Origin of the sequence: Rhizobium sp. Pop5, from assembly GCF_024721175.1 — a bacterium.
Taxonomy (GTDB): domain Bacteria; phylum Pseudomonadota; class Alphaproteobacteria; order Rhizobiales; family Rhizobiaceae; genus Rhizobium.
Map to the genome: position 1 here is coordinate 353861 of NZ_CP099399.1, position 20444 is coordinate 374304.

The window sequence follows — 20444 nt, forward strand, 5'->3', positions numbered from 1 at the left end:
AACATGATGTTTTGCCGGGTAGGACGCATCTCAGGATGGGTGGCGGCAGCCACGATCGCAATCGCGGGCATCATTTTGCCCGCGGGCGCGGATGCCGGCATGGGCTATGCCGTCGTCCCGACGACGATCATCTACCCCGGCGACACATTGTCGGGCAGCCAGCTTCAGGAGGTCGAGGTCACCAATCCCAACCTCGCCGGAGACTATGCCAAATCGATTTCGCAGGTCGAAGGCCTCGTCTCCAAGCGAACGCTGCTGCCGGGCCGCACGATTGAGGTCTCAGCCCTGCGCGAGCCCTATACGGTAACGCGCGGCTCCTCGATCCGCCTGGTCTTCTCTCTTGGCGCAATGACGATCTCTGCCGCCGGCACGCCCCTTGAAGATGGCGCGACGGGGCAGCTCATCCGCGCGCGCAATATGGATTCCGGGGTCATCGTCAGCGGCACGGTGCTTGCGGACGGCACGGTCCATGTGAGGGCAAAATGAAATTGTTCTTCCGTTTCTTGACGCTTGTTGCGGTCGTCGCCATGAGCCTGGCCGATGTCGCGCCCGCCTGGGCGCTGACGTCTCGCATCAAGGACATCGCTTCCCTTCAGGCCGGCCGCGACAACCAGCTGATCGGTTACGGCCTGATCGTCGGCCTGCAGGGAACCGGCGATGGCTTCCGTGCCTCGCCCTTCACCGAACAGTCGATGCGGGCCATGCTGCAGAATCTCGGCATCTCGACGCAGGGCGGCCAATCCAACGCCAAGAATACGGCGGCGGTGATGGTCACCGCCAACCTGCCGCCTTTTGCAAGTCCCGGCAGCCGTATCGACGTCACGGTCAGCTCGCTCGGCGATGCCACGTCGCTGCGCGGCGGCACGCTTGTCATGACCTCGCTTTCCGGAGCCGACGGCCAGATCTATGCCGTCGCGCAGGGCGCCGTCATCGTTTCCGGTTTTCAGGCCCAGGGCCAGGCCGCGACCGTGACTGAAGGTGTGACCACCGCCGGCCGTGTGCCCGGCGGCGCGATCATCGAGCGCGAACTGCCATCCCGCTTCAAGGACTCGGTCAATCTCGTCCTGCAATTGCGCAATCCGGACTTCTCGACGGCGATCCGCATTGCCGACATCGTCAACGGCTATGCGTCGAAGCGCTTCGGCGGCCCGGTCGCCGAAGCCAAGGATTCACAGGAGGTGGTGATCCAGAAGCCGCGCGCAGCCGATCTTACCCGCCTGATGGCCGATATCGAAAATCTCATCGTCGAAACCGACACGCCGGCCAAGGTCGTCATCAACGAGCGCACCGGAACGATCGTCATCGGTTCGGACGTCCGCGTCTCGCCGGTCGCCGTCAGCTACGGCACGTTGACGGTTCAGGTCACAGAGACGCCGCAGATCATCCAGCCCGAACCCTTCTCGCAAGGCCGGACCGCCGTCCAGCCGCAGACCGATATCGCAGCCGAGCAGACCGGCGGGCGCGTCGCCATCATCGACGGTCCTGATCTCAGGACCCTCGTCGCCGGCCTCAACAATATCGGCGTGAAACCGGATGGTATCATTGCCATTCTCCAGGGCATCAAGTCGGCGGGCGCCCTGCAGGCGGAGCTTGTGCTGCAATGATGAAAATATTCAATCCTGATATGACGGTCCTGCAACTGCTGCGCCGGCTTGCGCTGCCGGCAGCAGGCCTGGTCCTACTGTCGATCCCCGGCGCCTTCGCGCAGGAGCACCCGGAGGGCGACATCACCTCTCAGGACGAGATCAAGCAGTTCTGCACCAATATCGCCGATCCCGCCCGCGACCAGCGTTACCTCTTGCAGAAGCAGGAGCTGGAAAAGCTTCGCGCCGACATCGACGCCCGCATGGCCGAGATGGACAAGCGCAAGGCCGAATACCAGGACTGGCTCAAGCGGCGTGACGATTTCCTGAAGCAGGCGGAAGCCGGCCTCACCGAGATCTACAAGAAGATGAAGCCGGACGCGGCAGCAATCCAGCTGCAGGACATGAAGATCGAGGTGGCCTCCGCCGTGATCATGCGCCTCGGCCCGCGCCAGTCTAGCCTCATCCTTAACGAGATGGACCCGCAGAAAGCGGCGGCCATCGCCAGCGTCATCGCCAGTGCGTCCGATCCCAATACGTCGAAGGATCCTTCATGAACATGCGTTTCCCGGCCGCGATCGCCGCCCTCGCACTCCTTGCAGGCTGCCAGTCTCCGACGGCGGTCAGCGAGATCGGCCGCGCGCCCTCCATGAGCCCGATCGGCAGCGGCCTTGCCTACGGCCAGACGCCGCAGATGGCGCTCTATCCGAAGCAGCCACGCGCCGTGGCGCAGGGTTACTCGCTATGGAGCGATTCGCAGGCCGCTCTCTTCAAGGATGCGCGCGCGCTTAACGTCGGCGACATCCTGACCGTCGATATCCAGATCAATGACAAGGGATCCTTCGACAACGAAACCAACCGCAGCCGCAAAAATTCGAGCGGCATGAACTGGGATGTCAACGCCCAGATCTTCGGCTGGACGCCGCAGTCCAAGACGGATCTGACCTACGGCTCCGACACCAGCACCGACGGCAAGGGCAAGATCGAGCGCACTGACAAGCTTAACCTTCTGGTTGCCGCTGTTGTCACCGGCATTCTCGAAAACGGCAACCTGGTCATCTCGGGCTCACAGGAAGTGCGCCTGAACCAGGAACTGCGTATCCTGAACGTGGCCGGTATCGTTCGGCCGCAGGACGTCAACGCCGAGAACCAGATCTCCTACGACAAGATCGCCGAAGCCCGCATCTCCTACGGCGGCCGCGGCCGCCTGATGGAAGTGCAGCAGCCTCCGCGCGGCCAGCAGGCCGTCGATCTTTTCTCGCCGCTTTGAGGCTGAACGACGATGGCAGATCTAGACGCAGCCGCAGGTCAACCGAAGAAATCCGGCTCGCTGATGACCATCATCGGCATCGCGGTGCTGACGCTCGTCGGCGCCGGCGGAGGCTGGGCGGTCGGCACGATCGTCGCGCCCAGCATCAAGGGCGCCAAGGAGGCCGAGCAGGCCAAGGACACCGAGGCAAAGAAGAAGGCCGAGGAAGGCCTGGCGCGTATCTCGACCAAGGAGAACAACGTCGTCCAGCTCGAGCCGATCACCTCGAACCTCGCCTATCCCTCTGAAAACTGGGTCCGACTCGAAGTCGCGCTGCTGTTCAACGGGCCCCCGGATGTCAAGATTTCCGAGGATATCCACCAGGATATCCTCGCCTATATCAGAACCGTTTCCCTTCAGCAGATCGAGGGGCCGCGGGGCTTTCAATATCTCAAGGATGACATACAGGAACGTGTTGACCTTCGCTCGCAAGGGCGGGTATCGAAGGTCATGTTCAGGACATTTGTCATCGAATGATTCGATTTATAGTTTTCCTTGCCGTCATGATGGCGGTGCCGGAACTGGCGGTGGCCCAGCAGCTGCCGACTGACTTGTTGAACGTACCGGTCAACGGCTCTGTCGCCGCCTGGATCATCCGGACCTTCGGCCTGTTGACCGTCCTTTCGGTCGCGCCGGGCATCCTGATCATGGTGACGAGTTTTCCTCGTTTCATCATCGCTTTCTCGATCCTGCGTTCGGGCATGGGCCTATCTTCGACGCCTTCCAACATGATCCTCCTGTCACTGTCCCTGTTCATGACCTTCTACGTCATGTCTCCGACCTTCGATCAGGCCTGGCAGAACGGCGTGCAGCCGCTGCTTGCCAACCAGATCAATGAGACCGAGGCCGTCCAGCGCATCGCCGAACCCTTCCGCACCTTCATGTCGGCCAATACCCGGGATAAGGACCTGGCGCTCTTCGTCGATCTGGCGCGTGAACGCGGGCAGAATATCCAGACGACCGATCCAATCGATTACCGCGTGCTGATCCCGGCTTTCATGATCTCCGAGATCCGTCGCGGTTTCGAGATCGGTTTTCTCGTCGTGCTGCCGTTTCTCGTTATCGACCTCATCGTTGCCACAATCACCATGGCGATGGGCATGATGATGCTGCCGCCGACCTCGATCTCGCTGCCTTTCAAGATTCTCTTCTTCGTGCTGATCGACGGCTGGAACCTGCTGGTCGGCAGCCTGGTGCGCTCGTTCAGCTGATGAGCGCGCGCATGCGTTGAAACGCGCCGCGATCTTTCAGGTTCTCTTACAGTGCTTCGGGTGTTGGTTTTACGCATGTCGTGATCGCAAACGCTGCACACTTTGGTGCGACATGCTTTAGCTGCCATCCACATCTTTGCTCCTAACAAGAAAACCCGCCGGATCGCTCCGGCGGGCTTTCTTGCGGGTAGGCGGGGTCACTCCGAGGCGAAGGGTGCCGTGCGCGGCGGGAGCGCCGCGATGTCGATATGGTCGGGTGCAAGATGCTGCCTGGCGCGCTCGGCCATGATTTCGTAGGCCTGTTCCAGATGATGGCAGAAGCGCTCGGCGTCGAAGAGCGGCGCGATATAGCGCTTCTCTTTCAGATGCGCCTTGTACTCGGCGATCCGGCCGGGGTTCTCAGCGAGCTCGACGGCCATATCCTCGTAGGCTTGCAGGTCGTCCGCGACGAGATCGGGCAGGTCGATGGCCCTGAGCAGGCTTTCGCTGACGCGTGAGGCGAAGTTGGTGCCCTTGACGGTCAGGACCGGGAGGCCGCCCCAGAGCTGCTCCGAGGTGGTCGTGTGGCCGTTGACGGGGAAGGTGTCGATGCCGATGTCGGCCGCCTGCTGGCGGTCGATATGTTCCTCGTAGGGCGCGCGCGGGCAGAAGATGATCCGTTTGGAGGAAATGCCTGATGACTGGAATCGCTTCAAGAGGTTTGCCTGGTTTCGCGGTGAATTCGCCATTAGCCAGAGTACGCTGTTTGGCGCCCGCTTGAGGATCCGGCACCAACTGTCGATCGTTTCCGGCGTGATTTTGCGGTTACCGTTGAACGAGGCGAAGATGAATGCGTCTTCCGGCAGGCCAAGCTTTTCACGCGTGACGGGACGTGGTTTCGGACGATGCATCGGATCGTTCGGCTGGTAGCTCTCCGGCAGCCGGCAGAATTTCTCGTGATAGAAAGGCTTCGCCACGTCAGGCAGTACCGAATGGTCACCGATGACGTAGTCGAGATCGATGTTGACGGTGCTGCCGGGGAAGCCGAGCCAGCCGACTTGAACCGGCGCCAGCGGCAAGTTGAAGGCTGTCGCGCGGCTGCCTGATGTATGACCCTTCAGGTCGACCATTATATCGATATTGTGCTCGTGCACCGTTTCCAACATCGCCTGGTCGGAGAAACCGTGAACGATGACGATCTTGCCCCAGCGGCTGCGGTCGGTATTGTTGTGCTTCAGGAATTCCGGACCTGTATGGCAGAACAGCGTGACCTCAAAGCGGTCCTTGTCGTGCAGTTCGAGAATGCGCTGCAACAGCTTCATCGTCGCGTGGCGATCCCAGAAGTCCGATGACATGTAGCCGATCCGGATCTTGTCCGACCATGTGTGCGGCTGGTTGCGGCGGAAGGTCACCCGTTCCTGGTTGAGGGGAGTCGTGCCGATCGTCGCATATCGGTTGAAATCCTCGTTGCCGCACCAATGCAGGTGATAAAACGGGTTGTCCTTGCGCAGGATCTCGATGTCGCCCTTTGCAAGGGCTGCGTCGATCACGGCCTGATGCTTGCTTGCCTCTTCGAACTCGTTGAATTCGCGGGCGAAAACCAGGTGGAGGAAGCGGAATGCGAGATTGCCAGGAAAACGTTTGAAGAGGTTGCGCGCGAGGCTTTGGTTGGTCGCGTCGTTCAGGTCGTCGCTGAGCAACAGAGCAGCCAGGCGCATGTGATCCGGGTTGGCGCTCTGCGACAACACCGTCTTGAACGGGCTGATGATATCCCGCTGCTGGCGCTTCAGGTAGATCGCGGTGATGATGAAAGCCAGGTCCGCATCTTCCTGAGCCTTAGAAAGATTTCGCATAGCGATCAGCAGCGCTTCGTCTTCGTTGCCGGTCTCGTAATGCAGCTTGGCAGCCTGCTTGGCATATTCGTAGGCGTTGGGCCCCTCACAGCCGGCGGCAAGGCCATAGGCCTTCGCCGCATCGGTCTTGAAGCCGAGCTGCACGAGGTTCTTGGCCAACAGCGCGTAAGTCTTGGCGTCCTGCTGGATATCCATGAGCTGGTTGAGCGTCGCCAGGGACTGTGTATAGCGGCCCATCTGGTAATCCTTGGACGCCGCAGAGAACGAAACTTTGCTGTTCAAAACCCAACTCCGTGAAGGAAATGTTCTGGCATGACTATCGATCGCCGACGCGCGCATGGGCCGTCCTCCCCGAACGGGCGGATCGGTCCGATGATGCTATCCCGGCGCCTGCCACATTGCCATTCGAAGCTTGCTTGAAACCGGTGGCTCGATGACGCCTGCTCCCCAGGGAAAGCTCGTTTTCTCGCCGAACTTGAATGAAAGAAAGTGCATTCAGCAGGCATTAACTATGCGCTGTGAGAGGGCATTAACTATGCGAGATGAGCGGCCGGTACGGACCCTCCATTTTTAAGAAGTTGGCAAGCATTGGCTGCGAGATTGCCCTGGACATGACGGGTTTGGGCCAAACAAATCAGGCGCCGAGTAGCATGAAGCTGGTCCGTCATCGCCGGTACTACAGTCCGGTATGTCCTCCTTTTTGTATCTAGTTTCCAGGGGACAGATTTATGACAAGCATTAACACCAACACTTCCGCACAGGCCGCTCTCCAGACGCTGCGCAACGTCAACCAGGGGCTCCAGTCGACGCAGGCTCACGTTTCCTCCGGCTATCGCGTTGGCAAGGCTTCGGACAACGCTGCTTACTGGTCGATCGCAACGACCATGCGTTCGGACAACAAGGCACTTTCCGCCGTCTCCGACGCTCTCGGCATGGGTGCCGCCAAGGTCGATACCGCTTACACCGCCATGTCCAGCGCCATCGACGTCGTCGGCGACATCAAGGCCAAGCTGGTTGCCGCCACTGAAAACGGCGTCGACAAGGCGAAGGTCCAGGAAGAAATCGGTCAGCTGCAGCAGCAGCTGCTCAGCGTCGCTCAGTCGGCTTCCTTCAACGGCGAAAACTGGGTTGCCGGCGCTTCCGGCACGAAGAGCGTGGTTTCCTCCTTCGTCCGCGACGGTTCCAACGCCGTTTCGGTCACCACGACGGACTACGTTCTCAACAATGGTACGACGGGCAACGTCCTGTTCGGCATGAGCGGTGGCCAGGTCGAAACCTCGACGGGTATCCTTGGCACCTCGAACGGTACGGTCGGTTCGATCTTCTCGATGAACATCACCAACTTCACCGCCGGCCAGATCCAGACGGCTCTGACCAACGTTGAATCGGCGCTGAAGTCCATGACCAGTGCCGGCGCTGCTCTCGGTTCGCTCTCCAAGCGTATCGACAACCAGGACGACTTCGTCCACGCTCTGAGCAACTCGATCGACTCCGGTATCGGCCGTCTCGTCGACGCCAACATGGAAGAAGAATCCTCTAAGCTCAGTGCCCTGCAGACCCAGCAGCAGCTGGCGATCCAGTCGCTGTCGATTGCGAATTCCTCTTCGCAGAACATCCTGTCGCTGTTCCGCTAAAACCGGTCACTACAGGCTTCCAAGTTTCGCGGCCGGGTCATCCCCGGCCGCGAAATGTTTTAAAATAAGGTTAACGGAAATTCATCTAAGTCTCAGATATTTTTACATTATTTAAGTTTATAATTTAGCCTTCCTTAACCATCTTGCTGTTTTCTAGGCCCCATCGAAACGGCGAGTTAACCCTAACAGAGATGGTTAACAGGCATGATGCTGATCGCTGTGGGCCGGCCGAAAATCCGGAATGTCCCTGTTTAAAATCTGCCAACAAGGGGCAAGCAAACTATGACGAGCATCAACACCAATAACGCTGCAATGGCAGCCCTCCAGACTCTCCGTGGCATCAACCAGGGTCTTCAGACGACGCAGGCTCACGTATCGTCGGGTTATCGCGTCGGCAAGGCATCCGACAACGCTGCTTACTGGTCGATCGCAACGACCATGCGTTCGGACAACAAGGCACTTTCCGCCGTTTCCGACGCTCTCGGCCTCGGCGCCGCTAAGGTCGACACCGCTTACTCCGCAATGTCCAGCGCCATCGACGTCGTCGGCGACATCAAGGCCAAGCTCGTTGCTGCCACTGAAAACGGTGTCGACAAGGCCAAGGTCCAGGAAGAAATCGGCCAGCTGCAGCAGCAGCTCCTGAGCGTCGCTCAGTCGGCTTCCTTCTCCGGCGAAAACTGGGTTGCCGGCGCTTCGGGTACCAAGAACGTCGTTGCCTCCTTCGTTCGCGACGGTTCCAACGCCGTGTCGGTCGTCATGACCGACTACGTTCTCTCGAACGGCTCCACGGGCAACGTCCTGTTCGGCATGAGCGGCGGCGCGGTCGAAACCTCGACGGGTATCCTCGGCACCTCGAACGGTACGGTCGGTTCCGTTTACTCGATGAACATCACCACCTTCACGCTCGGCCAGATCCAGACGGCTCTGACCAACGTTGAATCGGCTCTGAAGTCCATGACCAGTGCCGGCGCCGCTCTCGGCTCGATCTCCAAGCGCATCGAACTGCAGGAAGACTTCGTCAACGCTCTGAGCGACTCGATCGACTCCGGTATCGGCCGTCTCGTCGACGCCAACATGGAAGAAGAATCCTCCAAGCTCAGCGCCCTGCAGACCCAGCAGCAGCTGGCGGTCCAGTCGCTGTCGATTGCGAATTCCTCTTCGCAGACCATCCTCACGCTGTTCCGCGGCTAATAGCCCGCGCCAACATTGGCCCGCCGGCCTCCGGCGGGCACCTCAGAATCGAGCCGCGCTTCGATGGAGCGCGGCTTTTTTATTTTCGTTAACTGTTGATTAACCATAATGCTGTCTTCTGCCGCCAACGAGACGGCGAGTTAACCTAATTTAAGAACCGGTTAACAGGCATGAAGCTGATCCCCGTTCCCGGTAGCATTCCGGAATGTCCCTTTTTTCCACCTGCCGACGAGGGGCAATTATTTCATGACCAGCATTTTGACGAACGTCGCGGCGATGGCCGCTCTTCAGACACTCCGCGGCATCAACCACAGCCTCGAGGACACGCAGAACCGCGTATCGTCGGGTTACCGGGTCGAAAAGGCGTCCGATAACGCCGCTTACTGGTCGATCGCGACGACCATGCGTTCGGACAACAAGGCCCTCTCGGCCGTTTCCGACGCTCTCGGTCTTGGCGCCGCCAAAGTCGACACCGCTTATTCGGCCATGGACAGCGCCATCAACGTCATCAGCGAAATCAAGGCGAAGATCGTCGCTGCAACGGAAAAGGGCGTCGACAAGACCAAGATTCAGGAGGAAATTGGCCAGCTGCAGCAGCAGCTCCTGAGCATCGCCCAATCGGCTTCCTTCTCCGGTGAAAACTGGGTTGCCGGCGCTGACGGCACCAAGAGCGTCGTTTCGACCTTCGTCCGCGACGGCAACGGTAATGTCTCGGTCAAGACGACGGACTACGTCCTGAGCACGGGCTCCATGGGCAACGTTCTCTTCGGCATGACTTCCGTCGGCGCCATCGAGACGACCTCCGGCATCATCGGCACCTCCAACGGCACCATCGGCTCCATCTTCTCGATGAACATCAGCACCTTCGGTTCGCCTGAGATCTCCATGGCGCTGACGTCGATCGAGGCCGGATTGGAGGCGATGACCAAGGCGGCATCCCAGCTCGGATCGATTTCGACCCGCATCGAACTCCAGGAAAATTTCGTCAGTTCGCTCAGCGACTCCATCGATTCAGGTGTGGGCCGCCTGGTGGATGCCAACATGGAAGAGGAATCCAGCAAGCTGACGGCGTTGCAAACGCAGCAGCAGTTGGCCATCCAGTCGCTGTCGATCGCCAACTCCAGCGCCCAGAACATCCTCACGCTGTTCCGCAGTTAAATCGGGCGCTGAAGCTGGACCGAATCTTGCGCCATCGTCCAGAGGCAACCGAAAAACCTCCCGGACCGCGCCCGAAACGGCGCGGTTCTTTCTTTTATATCAATGATTTGATCCAATCCTGGTTCGATGCGCGGCGCTCGCTCCGCCGCTCTTGCCGAAAAGGTTGATATCGAGTTAACTTTGCCTTGAGTTGATTTGCTTTTTTTGCGACGCGCCGGTGGAAATCACCGGAGGCATGACGCCACTTCAGTCGCCGCCGGCAATCCGGCCTGCCTTTTCACCTTTTCCGAGACCCTGTCGATGACCGTTAAGATTACCAGCGCGGCCGCGGTGAATGCGCTTGCAGTGTTGCGCAGCATCAATAAAGAAGCCGGCCAGACCCAGCAGCAAGTTTCCTCGGGATATCGTATCGAGACAGCAGCCGACGATGCGTCATACTGGTCGGTCGCGACCGTCATGCGGTCGGACAGCACAAATCTCGGCACCATCGGAGACGCGCTCGGTCTCGGCGCCGCAAAGGTGGATGCGACCTACACGGCGATGAATTCCGGGATCGATCTCCTTACCCAGATTCGCACCAAGCTCGTTTCAGCAAGAGAGCCTGGCACCGACAAGGACAAGATCAACGACGAAATCAGCGAGCTCAAGCAGCAGTTGCAGACGGTCGTCGAGTCTACCTCCTTTGCCGGCGAGAACTGGCTGCTGAACGGTAACGCCGCCGCGCCGCCGACGTGGTCGGTCATCTCGAGCTTCGTGCGCGCTCCGACCGGCGAATACCAGGCGCGGACCATCGATTTCCCATCGTCGCAGACCATCCTCATCGACAAGAATAATGCCAGCGGCGGCCTGTTGACCAAATCGGTGGATGCCCAGGCGATCAACAACAGCGGTACAGGCCCGCGCAACTATTACCTGCTGAACGCCAACTCGACCACGCCGGCGGCGGGTACGGAGATCGCGATCGGCAAGAACACGACCGATGCCCAGCTCAAGGATATGCTCGATGTGACCGACTCGCTGCTCTCCTCGCTGACAACGACGGCGGCTTCCATCGGCGTGATGAAAGGGCGCATCGACGATCAGATGGATTACACCGCCGACCTGTCGGATTCGATCGACAAGAGCGTCGGCGCCCTGGTCGATACCGACATGGACGAGGCTTCCATCCGCCAAAAGGCGATCGAGACCCAGAAGCAGATGGCGGTGGAAGCGATCTCCATCCTCAATACGGCTTCGAGCAAGATCCTCATTCTGTTGGAATAAAGGTGGGCGCGATCAGGGGTGGCGGCGGCGCCATTCATCCTCGCGCAAGTTTGACTTCCTAGTTTCCGGCACGAAGGCATTGCCCGAATCCGTGCCGGCGTAAGGTCAAGTCCTTGCCCGTTTCGAAAGGGCATGCCGGAGCGCAAGGACGTTTTGAGCAGGGCCGGCATGCTGCATGCCTCCCGAATGCTGGATGGTTTTTATGAGCATTTCGCTTTCCCGGTATTTGAAGGATTTCGGCGAGCCGGAACCATCGGTACCGATGATCGACATGGATGATTTTGCCGGCGATGGTTTTCCCGAAATCCCGAGCGAACCAGCGATCGACGTCGAGGCGGAGCGTCGCGAAGCCTACGCGCAGGGCCATGCCGCAGCGACCGCGGAATTGACCGAAAAATACGAACTCGAGGCGCGGATGCTGGCTGAAGTCCATGCGCGCGAGCTCGAGGAGCTGAAGCTTCGCTACGAAGTCGAGGCGGCGGCGGTCATCGCATCCCGTATCCGTGATGTCGCTGAAGAGGTGGCCGAGCTGGTCAGCGCCGGCGCAGCGGCGGCCATTGCGCCCGTCATGACGGAAACGCTTGCCGCCAAGGCCACCGAAAGCCTCGCCGCTCTGCTGCGCGAGGCCATCCTCGAGGGCGCGGCCGGACCGATCGTCGTCAGGGGGCCGTCGCGCCTCTTCGAAAGATTGAAGGCCGAGCTCGGCGAACATGCCGAAGCAGTTCGCCACCTTGAGGCCGACGATATCGATCTTGCCGTCGAAATCGGAGAATCCGTCATTGTTACCCGTATGTCTGCCTGGGCGGCCAGCTTGAAGAAAGTTCTCGAATGAGCGAAGGCGAAAACCATCACCACGGCAAGAACGAGATCATCATCGTCAAAAGGCATGGCGGCGGTGATCACGACGGCGCCCATGGCGGTGCGTGGAAAATTGCCTATGCCGACTTCATGACGGCGATGATGGCGTTCTTCCTCGTCATGTGGCTGGTCAATGCCGCCAACGAGGAGACCAAGGCCTCGGTTGCGACCTATTTCAATCCGATCAAGCTTTCCGACGAAAAGCCGACCGAGAAGGGCGTGAAGAAGCCCGTCGACAATGCGGAAGGTGAGGAGAAAAAGGACAAGTCGAAGCAGAAAGAAGACAATCCGACCGAGGGCAAATCTGCCAAGGACGGTGACGACCAGACTTCGACCTCAGGCGACCACACCAATTATTCCGAAGCCGATTTCTTCGAGAACCCCTATTCGGTTCTCGCCGAGATCGCCCAGGAGGTCGGCCAGCAGGCCAATGTCAGCGCCAAGGGCGATGGCGGCGCCGCCGATTCCGGCCCGGCGACGGGTGCCGATGGCGGCGAGGCCTATCGCGATCCTTTCGATCCGGATTTCTGGACGAAGCAGGTTGAGGTCACGACTGCAGGCAAGCCGCAGCCTCCCGGCAAGAGCGACCAGCCGGCGGAAAGCGAGACGACCGAGATCGCTAAGGCCGAGAATTTGAAGCCCGAGGACATCAAGCCGGCGCCCGCCGACCAGAAGGCCGCCAAGGAAACCAAGGGCGCAGCCGAGGCCAAGGATGGCAAGGCAGCGGCCGGAAAATCGTCCGACGAAAAGAAGACCGAAGCTCAGAAGGGCGCCGATCATCAGAAGGATGCGGACAAGACCGAAGAGCAGCAGAAGGAAGCCGAGCAGTTGCAGCAGCAGATCGCCCAGCAGATCGGCGGCGTAGCCGGCAAGCTCGCCGAGGGTCTGACCGTGACGGCATCGGAAGGTGGATTGCTGGTCAGCATCTCCGACCAGAGCGACGATTCCATGTTCAATATCGGCTCCGCAGTGCCGCGCCAGGAGATGGTACTTGCCATGGAAAAAATCGGCGCGATCCTGAAGGAGAGGGGCGGGGCAGTCGCCATTCGCGGTCACACGGACGGGCGCCAGTACAAGGGGCAGAACGAGAACTGGCGGCTTTCGATGGACCGTGCCCAGAGCGCCTATTACATGCTCGTGCGCGGTGGACTTGATGAGAAACGCATCTCCCAGGTCTCCGGCTTCGCCGACCGTCGGCTGAAGCTGCCGTCCGACCCGTTCAACGCGGCCAACCGCCGGATCGAAATTCTGGTGCAGGCGGATCAAGGATAGTCGGATGGCGCGTCGGCAGCATCGCTACGTCAGATTTGTGGTCCTCGGCATGGCGCTTTTTTCGCCTGCTGCAGGCAGTGCGCAGGATTCGGACGACCTCGCGCCGTACAAGATGCTGCGGTCGCTGCAGTTCGTTCAGGATTCCGTCGTAACCGGCGATCATTCAGCCGGCGAGATGCAGCGTTTCATGCTGGGCACCATCGACGAGCGGTTGCGTACTGTCGATCCTTCGATTTTCGACGACGACCGCAACGTCGATGCGGCGCTGATCTATGCGATGAGCGGCGGTAATCCCCAGACGCTCGAATATCTGGTTGCCCACGACGTCAACGGCTATTTCGACAACCGCGTCACCGATGTCTTGCGCAAATATCTGAGCGGCAAGGGTCTTCTCGTCGCAAAGACGCTGGAGGAAACGGCAGGCGAATATCGCGACAGGAAGATCGGTCCCTACCTGGCGCTGATCGGCGGCAACGTCCTGATCGCGACCAAGCCGACGGACGCGCTGGATCTCTATGACCAGGCGCGGCTTGCCGCCCCCGGCACGATCGTCGAGGAGGCGGCATTGCGCCGCTCCGTCGCCATCTGCCTCGACAAGGGGCTGCTCGACAAAGGGATGGCCTATTCGCAGCGTTATATCAGACGCTTCCTGCATTCGCCTTATGCCGGCCAGTTCGCCGATCTCTTCGTCAAGCTCGTCGTCGGCCACGACCATGATGTGAAGCCGCAGGAGGTCGTCGACATCCTGTCGTTCATGGATGCGCCGCGCCAGCGTGAGGTCTATCTGCGCATCGCGCGTGCGGCCGCGATAGCAGGCAAGCCGGAATTGGCGCGCATGGCGGTCGAACGCGTGCAGTCGCTCGGCGCCGGCACCGATAATGCTTTCGGCCCGCTTGCGGATTTCTATGGCGGCATGGCCGGTCTTCCCACAGAGAATATCGATCAGGCCGCGAAGAATGTCAGCGGAATCGATGGCAATGTGCTTTCAACGCGGGATCAGGCGCTGCAGGAAGCGGCGAGATCCGTCGCCGACCAGATCCTTCGCGCTCCCGATCCGGCAAGCCTGACGCAAGCCTCCAATCCTAACACTGACCATCAAGAAATCACTTCTGAAAAGGCTGCGCCGATAGCCGCGCAACCGGGAGCGCCAGGCGCGCTTCCCGAGCCTGTTCCGGGAGGTGTGGCATCGGCTGGCCAGAGCCAGGATACCGACCCCTCATTCAACGCATTTGTGACGACCAATCGGTCCAGGCTCGACGAGATCGACGGTCTTCTGGCGCAAGAAGGCAAATAAAATGATGGATATGAGCGTCTCGGGCGGAACCTCTGGCACGGAGACTGCTGCGGTTGCAAAATCCGCACGTCAGACCGGAAAGGGCGATGTCGCCGATCAAAAGAACGAGTTCTCCGATGCGCTCGCCAAGGCGGGCAGCGCCGCTGCTAACGATGAGGCCGACGACGCGCAGCCGGATCAGGGCGGTATTGTCGAAAACGCCGCCGAGAAGTCGGCGCGGGCGCTCCGTAGCCGCGCCAAGCCCCTGATCAATCTCAGCGACGCCGCTCTGAAGGCGCAGCGGAATGCGCCGCCTGAAACCGTCGCCGACCTCGCCAGTGGCGAAAAGATTGCCGCAAAGCCCGCCAAGAACGAGGCGAAAATGCCGGCCGATCTCGGTTTCGGGAAGCTCGGCCCCAAAGATGGCTCCGCGGAAGAAATCGCGCAAGCGGCCAAAGGCGTCAAACATGCCAAGACCGGGGCGGTGGAAACCGATACCGACAAGGATGGCGGCGAGGACGATGACGGCGGGGTTTCCGACGTGCTCGGCCTGCTGAAGCAGGGGCCTGCCGACGGAACCGCGGCCCTGCCGGCGGCAGCCGCCCAGCACGTCTCCGCCAAGACCGATGGGACCGGAATGGCCGACAAGAAGGCAGATGGCATCAATGCCAAGGCAGGCAGCAATGCGTCCGATGCGCTTGCAGCCGTCAGCGGCAAGGTGGACGACGTCAGGGTTCCCGGAACGGAGAATGGCGACGCCGCCGATGGCAAGACGTTCAGGATCAGCCGTGCCGATGGCCGCGGCGTGTCGATGGACGTTCATATCGGCGCCGATGAGGCCGGGCCGAAAGACGGCTCGAAGAAGGCCGATGTCGAAAATGTGTCGGTCCTCGAATCCCGCCGCTATATCGGCCTGGCGCAGAATTCGAATTCCGCTGCCGTCACCGCTGCTCTCGCAGGCGATTCCGAATGGGCGCGGGCCATGGAGCCGAGCTCGGCCCTTTCCAACGCTGCGGAATGGACGAGCGCCGGCAAGGTGGTCAACACGTTGAAGATCCAGATGAACCCGATTGATCTCGGTCTGGTGACGGCGACCATGCGCCTGTCGGGCGATGCGTTGAACGTCGATCTCAAGGTCGAAACAGGAGCGGCTTACCGTCAATTGAAGGAGGATCACGGCAAGATTCTCGAAGCGCTGCGCAGCCAGGGCTACGCCATCGATAGCGTCACCGTCAGCATGGCGCCGGTCGAGCGTTCCGACGCCGGCAACCAGGCCGGCAGCCAGAGCCAGACCTCCCAGCAGCAGTCGCTCGCTCAGCAGGGGCAGGGCGGCGAGGCGCGCGAGCGCCACAATCTGATGGCGCAGCGGACGAATGGAGGCTTCAATGGCGCAGGCGAAACCGGTATTGAAGACCTTTCTGCTGGCAGGACTGGCAGCAGCGCTGGCGGGGTTTACCTCTGAGGCATCAGCCTCCACGGGCGCCTGTGAACGCGAGATCCAGTCGGCAGCGGCCAAATACGGGATCCCGGAAGGCATTCTCTATTCGGTCGGTTTGACGGAGACCGGCCGCAAAGGTTCGCTCTATCCCTACGCCATGAATGTCGAAGGCAAGGCGATCTTTCCGCCCTCCGAGCAGGACGCGATGGTGCAGTTCGATGTTGCCCTCAGAAGCGGCGCGAAGCTCATCGACATCGGCTGCATGCAGATCAACCACTATTATCACGGCGAAAATTTCGGCTCCGCCGAGGAGATGTTCGACCCGCATCGCAACGTGGAATATGCGGCGAAGTTTCTCCGCAACCTGCATGACCGTCACGAGACGTGGACGATGGCGGTAGCCAGATACCATGCAGGCCCCAACAACGACCCCGCGCAGAAGCAATATGTCTGTCGCGTCATCGCCAATCTGGTCGCCACGGGTTACGGCAAGTGGACTCTAATGCGAGTAACTTTTGCCAAAATTGATTCAATCAAAAATTGAAGAGGCTTATTGTGACGAAATTGTGTCACAATATGGCAGGAATCCGGCATGAATCCCGTGCGCAAGTCATAATTAAGAGACCGTTAACTTTTCCACGAAATTTTTGTGTGCATAATCAGAGGTGGCCACTAGATATAGATCAAATCGCCACCAAGGTCTTAATCAATTATTAATTTCTGCCATTAACTTTAACGAGTTGTCGCCGATTCGTGCGATTCGTACCCATAGATCATCGATGTGCCACACTGATTCGGAGGCGGACGAATGATCGTCGTGGTTGATGAGCGTGAGCTCGTGAAAGATGGATATACATCTCTGTTTGGCCGTGAGGGCATTCCCTCCACCGGCTTTGATCCTGCGGAATTCGGTGAGTGGGTGCAGACCGCCGCGGATTCCGATATTGCGGCAGTCGAGGCGTTTCTGATCGGCCAGGGCCAGCGCAATCTGGAACTGCCCCGGGCGATCCGGGATCGGTCGATGGCGCCGGTGATCGCGGTCAGCGATCAGCCTTCCCTGGAAAACACCCTTGCGCTTTTCGATTGCGGTGTCGACGACGTGGTGCGCAAGCCGGTTCATCCCCGCGAAATTCTCGCAAGGGCGGCTGCAATCCGCCGCCGGCTCAAGGCGATTGCCAACTATACCGATATCGGCGCGATCCGCGTCTTCTCGGATGGTCGCGATCCCGAAATCAACGGCGAAGTTTTCGCGCTTCCCCGGCGCGAGCGCCGCATCCTCGAATATTTGATCGCCAATCGCGGTCGCCGGGTCACCAAGACCCAGATCTTCAACGCCATCTACGGCATCTTCGATGAAGAGGTCGAGGAAAACGTCGTCGAAAGCCACATCTCGAAGCTGCGCAAAAAGCTGCGCAAAAAGCTCGGCGTCGACCCCGTCGATTCCAAGCGCTTCCTTGGTTACTGCATTGATTGGGCTTGATTTTCTCAGCCGGGCGCAAACGCTCGGCTGAACCTGGATATTTGGCCTCGCAGCTCGCCATGACAGACAGCTTCACGCAAGGCCCGCCAAATACTCTTGAGCTTAACAGGTAAAACGAGGTTTTCAGATGAGCATTTTCGGCAGCATGAAGACGGCAGTATCGGGGATGAACGCTCAGGCGAACCGTCTCAGCACCGTCGGCGACAACATCGCCAACGTGAATACCACCGGCTACAAGGCCGTCTCGACGAGCTTCTCATCGCTGGTCCTGCCTTCCTCGGGCGGCAACTACAATTCCGGCGGCGTTCAGACCTCCGTCCGCCAGGCCGTCTCCGACCAGGGTGATATTTCCTACACCACCTCGAGCACCGACCTTGCGATTTCAGGGGACGGCTTCTTCATCGTTCAGGGTCCTGACGGTACGCCGGTCCTGACCCGCGCCGGCGACTTCACCAAGGACGATGAAGGCAACCTCGTCAATGCCGCCGGCTTCCAGCTGATGGGCTACTCGTACGGCTCGGGTGCGCCCGCCGTCGTCGTCAATGGTTTCGATGGCCTCGTTCCCGTGAACGTCAGCCAGGATGGCCTCACGGCCATCGCCTCCACGTCAGGTTTCTTCAAGGGCAACCTTGATTCTAACGCCAATGTTGCTCCGGTCGCTCCCGCGACGCTGCCGAGCGCCAACCTCGCAACCACGACGACTGACACGAAGAAGGTCTCGATGGTCGCCTACGATCGCCTGGGCAACAAGGTGATGTACGACTTCTACTTCACGAAAACCGCGGTTGCGGCAGCGCCGCCGCCGGCGCCTCCCGCCACGGCCGCCACCTGGGAAGTGGCGATGTTCCGCAACGCCAATGCGGCAACGGGTGGCGCGACCTCCTTCCCCTACAGCGCCGGCGGCGCTGTCGGCACGGGATCGCTAACCTTCGACGCCAACGGCAAGATGACCTCGACGGGCGCGGTCAACATCACCGATGGTGTGACGGGCCAGACGATCGCCATGGATTTCTCGGGCTTCACGCAGCTCGGCGCCGCCTTTTCCGGTACCGGTACGCCGAATGGTCAGGCGGCGACCCCGGTCCAGGACGTCACGATCGATGGCGATGGCATCGTCTATGCCAAATATGAGGACGGCAGCACCAAGCCGCTTTACCGTATTCCGCTTGCCAACGTTGCAAGCCCCGACAAGCTGACGCTGATGAGCGGCAACGTCTACAGCGCCAACGGCCAGTCGGGCGTCACCGTCACCGGCTTCCCGCAGACGAACGGTCTTGGCACGATCAAATCGGGTGCTCTCGAAGGTTCAAACGTCGATCTTGCCGGCGAGCTGACCGAGATGATCGAAGCACAGCGCAGCTATACCGCCAATTCAAAGGTCTTCCAGACGGGCTCGGACATCATGGACGTCCTCGTCAACCTCAAGAGATAAGTAGGGTAACGGGTAAGCTATGTCGCTCACGTCCGCACTTAATACCGCGCAGAACATATTCAACAATACCGGCACGCAGAGCAGTGTCGTATCGAACAATATCTCGAATGCGGGCAACAAGGATTATGTGCGCCGGCAGGCGATGCTCACCACGTCACTGAACGGCGCCCAGGTGGTCAAGATTGACCGGGCGCAGGAAGACGCCCTGCTGCGCCAGTATCTGAAGTCGTCCTCGCAAGACAGCGCCCAGCAGGCGCTGTTGAGCGGTCTCGGGGATCTCAAGTCGATCATGGGCGGCAACGATTACGAAACGGCGCCGTCCACCTATCTCGGTGTTTTCCAGCAAAAACTGCAGGCTTTCAGAACCTCGCCGGGCAGCACGGTCGCGGCTCAGGGCGCCATCACTGCCGCCCAGGACGTCGCCAACTCCCTGAACAATGCGTCGAACTCCGTTCAGGACGTTCGCGCCTCCGCCGACAAGCAGATCGCTACGGCGGTCGATAACCTGAATACGCTGCTCAGCCAGTTCGAAAAAGCCAACAATGCGGTGAAGACTGCCACGGCTTCGGGCGCGGATGCATCGAGCGCTCTCGATGAGCGTGAGAAGGCCCTCAAGCAGATTTCGCAGATCGTCGGCGTCAACACGACGACGCGCGACAACAACGACATGGTGCTGAGCACCTCTGACGGGACGATCCTCTTCGAGACGGTCCCGCGCAAGGTGACTTTCCAGGCCAAGGATGTCTACAACGCCGGCATCACCGGCAATTCGGTCTATATCGACGGCGTGGCACTTTCGCGCGGCAGCGGATCAACGACGACGGGGCAGGGGAGCCTTCAGTCGCTCCTCCAGGTCCGCGACGAGATCGCCCCCAATTTCCAGAAGCAGCTTGACGAAATCGCCCGCGGCCTGGTCTCGCTCTTCAAGGAGCAGAATACGGCAGCCGGTCCGGCCTATGTGCCCGGCCTCTTCACCTGGAGCGGTGGCACTGTCGATACCGGTGCCACCGCCGTTGCCGGCATGGCGGCAACGATCAGCGTCAGCACTCGCGTGATCACCTCACAGGGCGGCGATCCAATGCGCCTGCGCGATGGCGGCGTCAACGCCACAGGTCTCGTCGCGAACCCGACCGGCCTCAGTGGCTACACGAATGAGCTTGATCGCCTATATACAGCGATGGGCTCCGATATCGATTTCGATCCGGCGGCCGGACCCGCGGTTGGTTTCGACGCCTCGACGGGCATCGATTCGAACGTCAGCATCATGGAATACGCTACCAATTCCCTGGGTTGGCTCGAGCAGTACCGTAGCAACGCCACGACGGCGGCGGAAAATACCTCGGCGGCGCTGTCGCGTTCCGACGAGGCCTATTCCAACGAGACGGGCGTCAACCTCGACGAGGAACTGACCCTGCTTCTCGACATCGAGCAGTCCTACAAGGCGGCGACCAAGATCCTGAACGCCGTTGACGAGATGTTGAAGTCATTGCTGGATATTGCGAGTTAAGCC

At 60.1% G+C, this 20444-nt stretch carries 18 protein-coding genes and 1 pseudogene; 18 read left to right on the plus strand and 1 reads right to left on the minus strand.

Going from position 1 to position 20444, the window contains the following annotated elements:
- Positions 1-3: 3 nt before the first annotated feature.
- The 6 genes from flgA to fliP are packed head-to-tail and all read left to right on the plus strand — an operon-like array spanning position 4 to position 4103.
- Positions 4-486 carry a flagellar basal body P-ring formation chaperone FlgA gene (gene flgA / locus NE852_RS03965; protein WP_008523726.1) on the plus strand — a complete coding sequence of 161 codons (483 nt, stop codon included), beginning with the start codon at positions 4-6 and terminating at the stop codon, positions 484-486.
- Positions 483-1604, plus strand: coding sequence for a flagellar basal body P-ring protein FlgI (locus NE852_RS03970; protein ID WP_008523724.1), 1122 nt, complete (start codon positions 483-485; stop codon positions 1602-1604). The genes flgA and NE852_RS03970 overlap by 4 nt, the downstream gene beginning before the upstream one ends.
- Entirely contained in the window at positions 1601-2140 is a 540-nt protein-coding gene (locus NE852_RS03975) for a MotE family protein (protein ID WP_008523723.1), read from the plus strand. Before NE852_RS03970 ends, NE852_RS03975 begins: the two co-directional genes overlap by 4 nt.
- The gene (flgH, locus tag NE852_RS03980) at positions 2137-2853 is read left to right on the plus strand and encodes a flagellar basal body L-ring protein FlgH (RefSeq protein WP_008523721.1); all 717 of its coding nucleotides are present in this window, start codon (positions 2137-2139) and stop codon (positions 2851-2853) included. The genes NE852_RS03975 and flgH overlap by 4 nt, the downstream gene beginning before the upstream one ends.
- A gap of 12 nt (positions 2854-2865) precedes the next feature.
- Complete coding sequence (locus NE852_RS03985) at positions 2866-3369, plus strand: flagellar basal body-associated FliL family protein (protein ID WP_008523719.1); 504 nt, start codon at positions 2866-2868, stop codon at positions 3367-3369.
- Positions 3366-4103, plus strand: coding sequence for a flagellar type III secretion system pore protein FliP (fliP, locus tag NE852_RS03990; RefSeq protein WP_008523717.1), 738 nt, complete (start codon positions 3366-3368; stop codon positions 4101-4103). Before NE852_RS03985 ends, fliP begins: the two co-directional genes overlap by 4 nt.
- 197 nt (positions 4104-4300) lie before the next feature.
- Here fliP and NE852_RS03995 read toward each other — a convergent pair whose 3' ends face one another.
- Positions 4301-6274: a glycosyl transferase gene (locus tag NE852_RS03995; RefSeq protein WP_037170795.1), complete on the minus strand. Its 1974-nt coding sequence runs from the start codon at positions 6272-6274 to the stop codon at positions 4301-4303.
- Positions 6275-6663: 389 nt separating this feature from the next.
- On the opposite strand from NE852_RS03995, the gene NE852_RS04000 reads away from it, so the two are divergent.
- From NE852_RS04000 to flgK, 12 genes and pseudogenes are all read left to right on the plus strand, one after another.
- Entirely contained in the window at positions 6664-7569 is a 906-nt protein-coding gene (locus NE852_RS04000; protein ID WP_008523708.1) for a flagellin, read from the plus strand.
- Between the two features lie 282 nt (positions 7570-7851).
- A complete protein-coding gene (locus NE852_RS04005) occupies positions 7852-8760 on the plus strand; it encodes a flagellin (RefSeq protein WP_008523707.1) in 909 nt (302 codons plus the stop codon).
- A gap of 246 nt (positions 8761-9006) precedes the next feature.
- On the plus strand, positions 9007-9918 hold the full coding sequence (locus tag NE852_RS04010) for a flagellin (RefSeq protein ID WP_037170791.1): 912 nt from the start codon (positions 9007-9009) through the stop codon (positions 9916-9918).
- A gap of 300 nt (positions 9919-10218) precedes the next feature.
- Positions 10219-11181 (plus strand): flagellin, encoded by a 963-nt coding sequence (locus NE852_RS04015; protein WP_037170793.1) that lies wholly within the window; start codon positions 10219-10221, stop codon positions 11179-11181.
- A 202-nt stretch (positions 11182-11383) separates the two neighbouring features.
- Positions 11384-12013: a hypothetical protein gene (locus NE852_RS04020; protein WP_008523702.1), complete on the plus strand. Its 630-nt coding sequence runs from the start codon at positions 11384-11386 to the stop codon at positions 12011-12013.
- Positions 12010-13311, plus strand: a complete 1302-nt coding sequence (locus NE852_RS04025) for a MotB family protein (protein WP_008523700.1) — start codon at positions 12010-12012, stop codon at positions 13309-13311. Before NE852_RS04020 ends, NE852_RS04025 begins: the two co-directional genes overlap by 4 nt.
- 4 nt (positions 13312-13315) lie before the next feature.
- Entirely contained in the window at positions 13316-14605 is a 1290-nt protein-coding gene (gene motC / locus NE852_RS04030; RefSeq protein WP_008523698.1) for a chemotaxis protein MotC, read from the plus strand.
- A gap of 1 nt (position 14606) precedes the next feature.
- Positions 14607-16046, plus strand: coding sequence for a flagellar hook-length control protein FliK (locus NE852_RS04035; protein ID WP_258156208.1), 1440 nt, complete (start codon positions 14607-14609; stop codon positions 16044-16046).
- Positions 15991-16550 (plus strand): annotated as a pseudogene (locus NE852_RS04040) (lytic transglycosylase domain-containing protein). Before NE852_RS04035 ends, NE852_RS04040 begins: the two are co-directional and overlap by 56 nt.
- Before the next feature lie 280 nt (positions 16551-16830).
- On the plus strand, positions 16831-17502 hold the full coding sequence (rem, locus tag NE852_RS04045; RefSeq protein ID WP_008523683.1) for a transcriptional activator Rem: 672 nt from the start codon (positions 16831-16833) through the stop codon (positions 17500-17502).
- 127 nt (positions 17503-17629) lie between these two features.
- The gene (locus tag NE852_RS04050) at positions 17630-18934 is read left to right on the plus strand and encodes a flagellar hook protein FlgE (protein ID WP_008523681.1); all 1305 of its coding nucleotides are present in this window, start codon (positions 17630-17632) and stop codon (positions 18932-18934) included.
- Positions 18935-18953: 19 nt separating this feature from the next.
- On the plus strand, positions 18954-20441 hold the full coding sequence (gene flgK / locus NE852_RS04055; RefSeq protein WP_008523679.1) for a flagellar hook-associated protein FlgK: 1488 nt from the start codon (positions 18954-18956) through the stop codon (positions 20439-20441).
- The last annotated feature ends 3 nt before the right edge of the window (positions 20442-20444 follow it).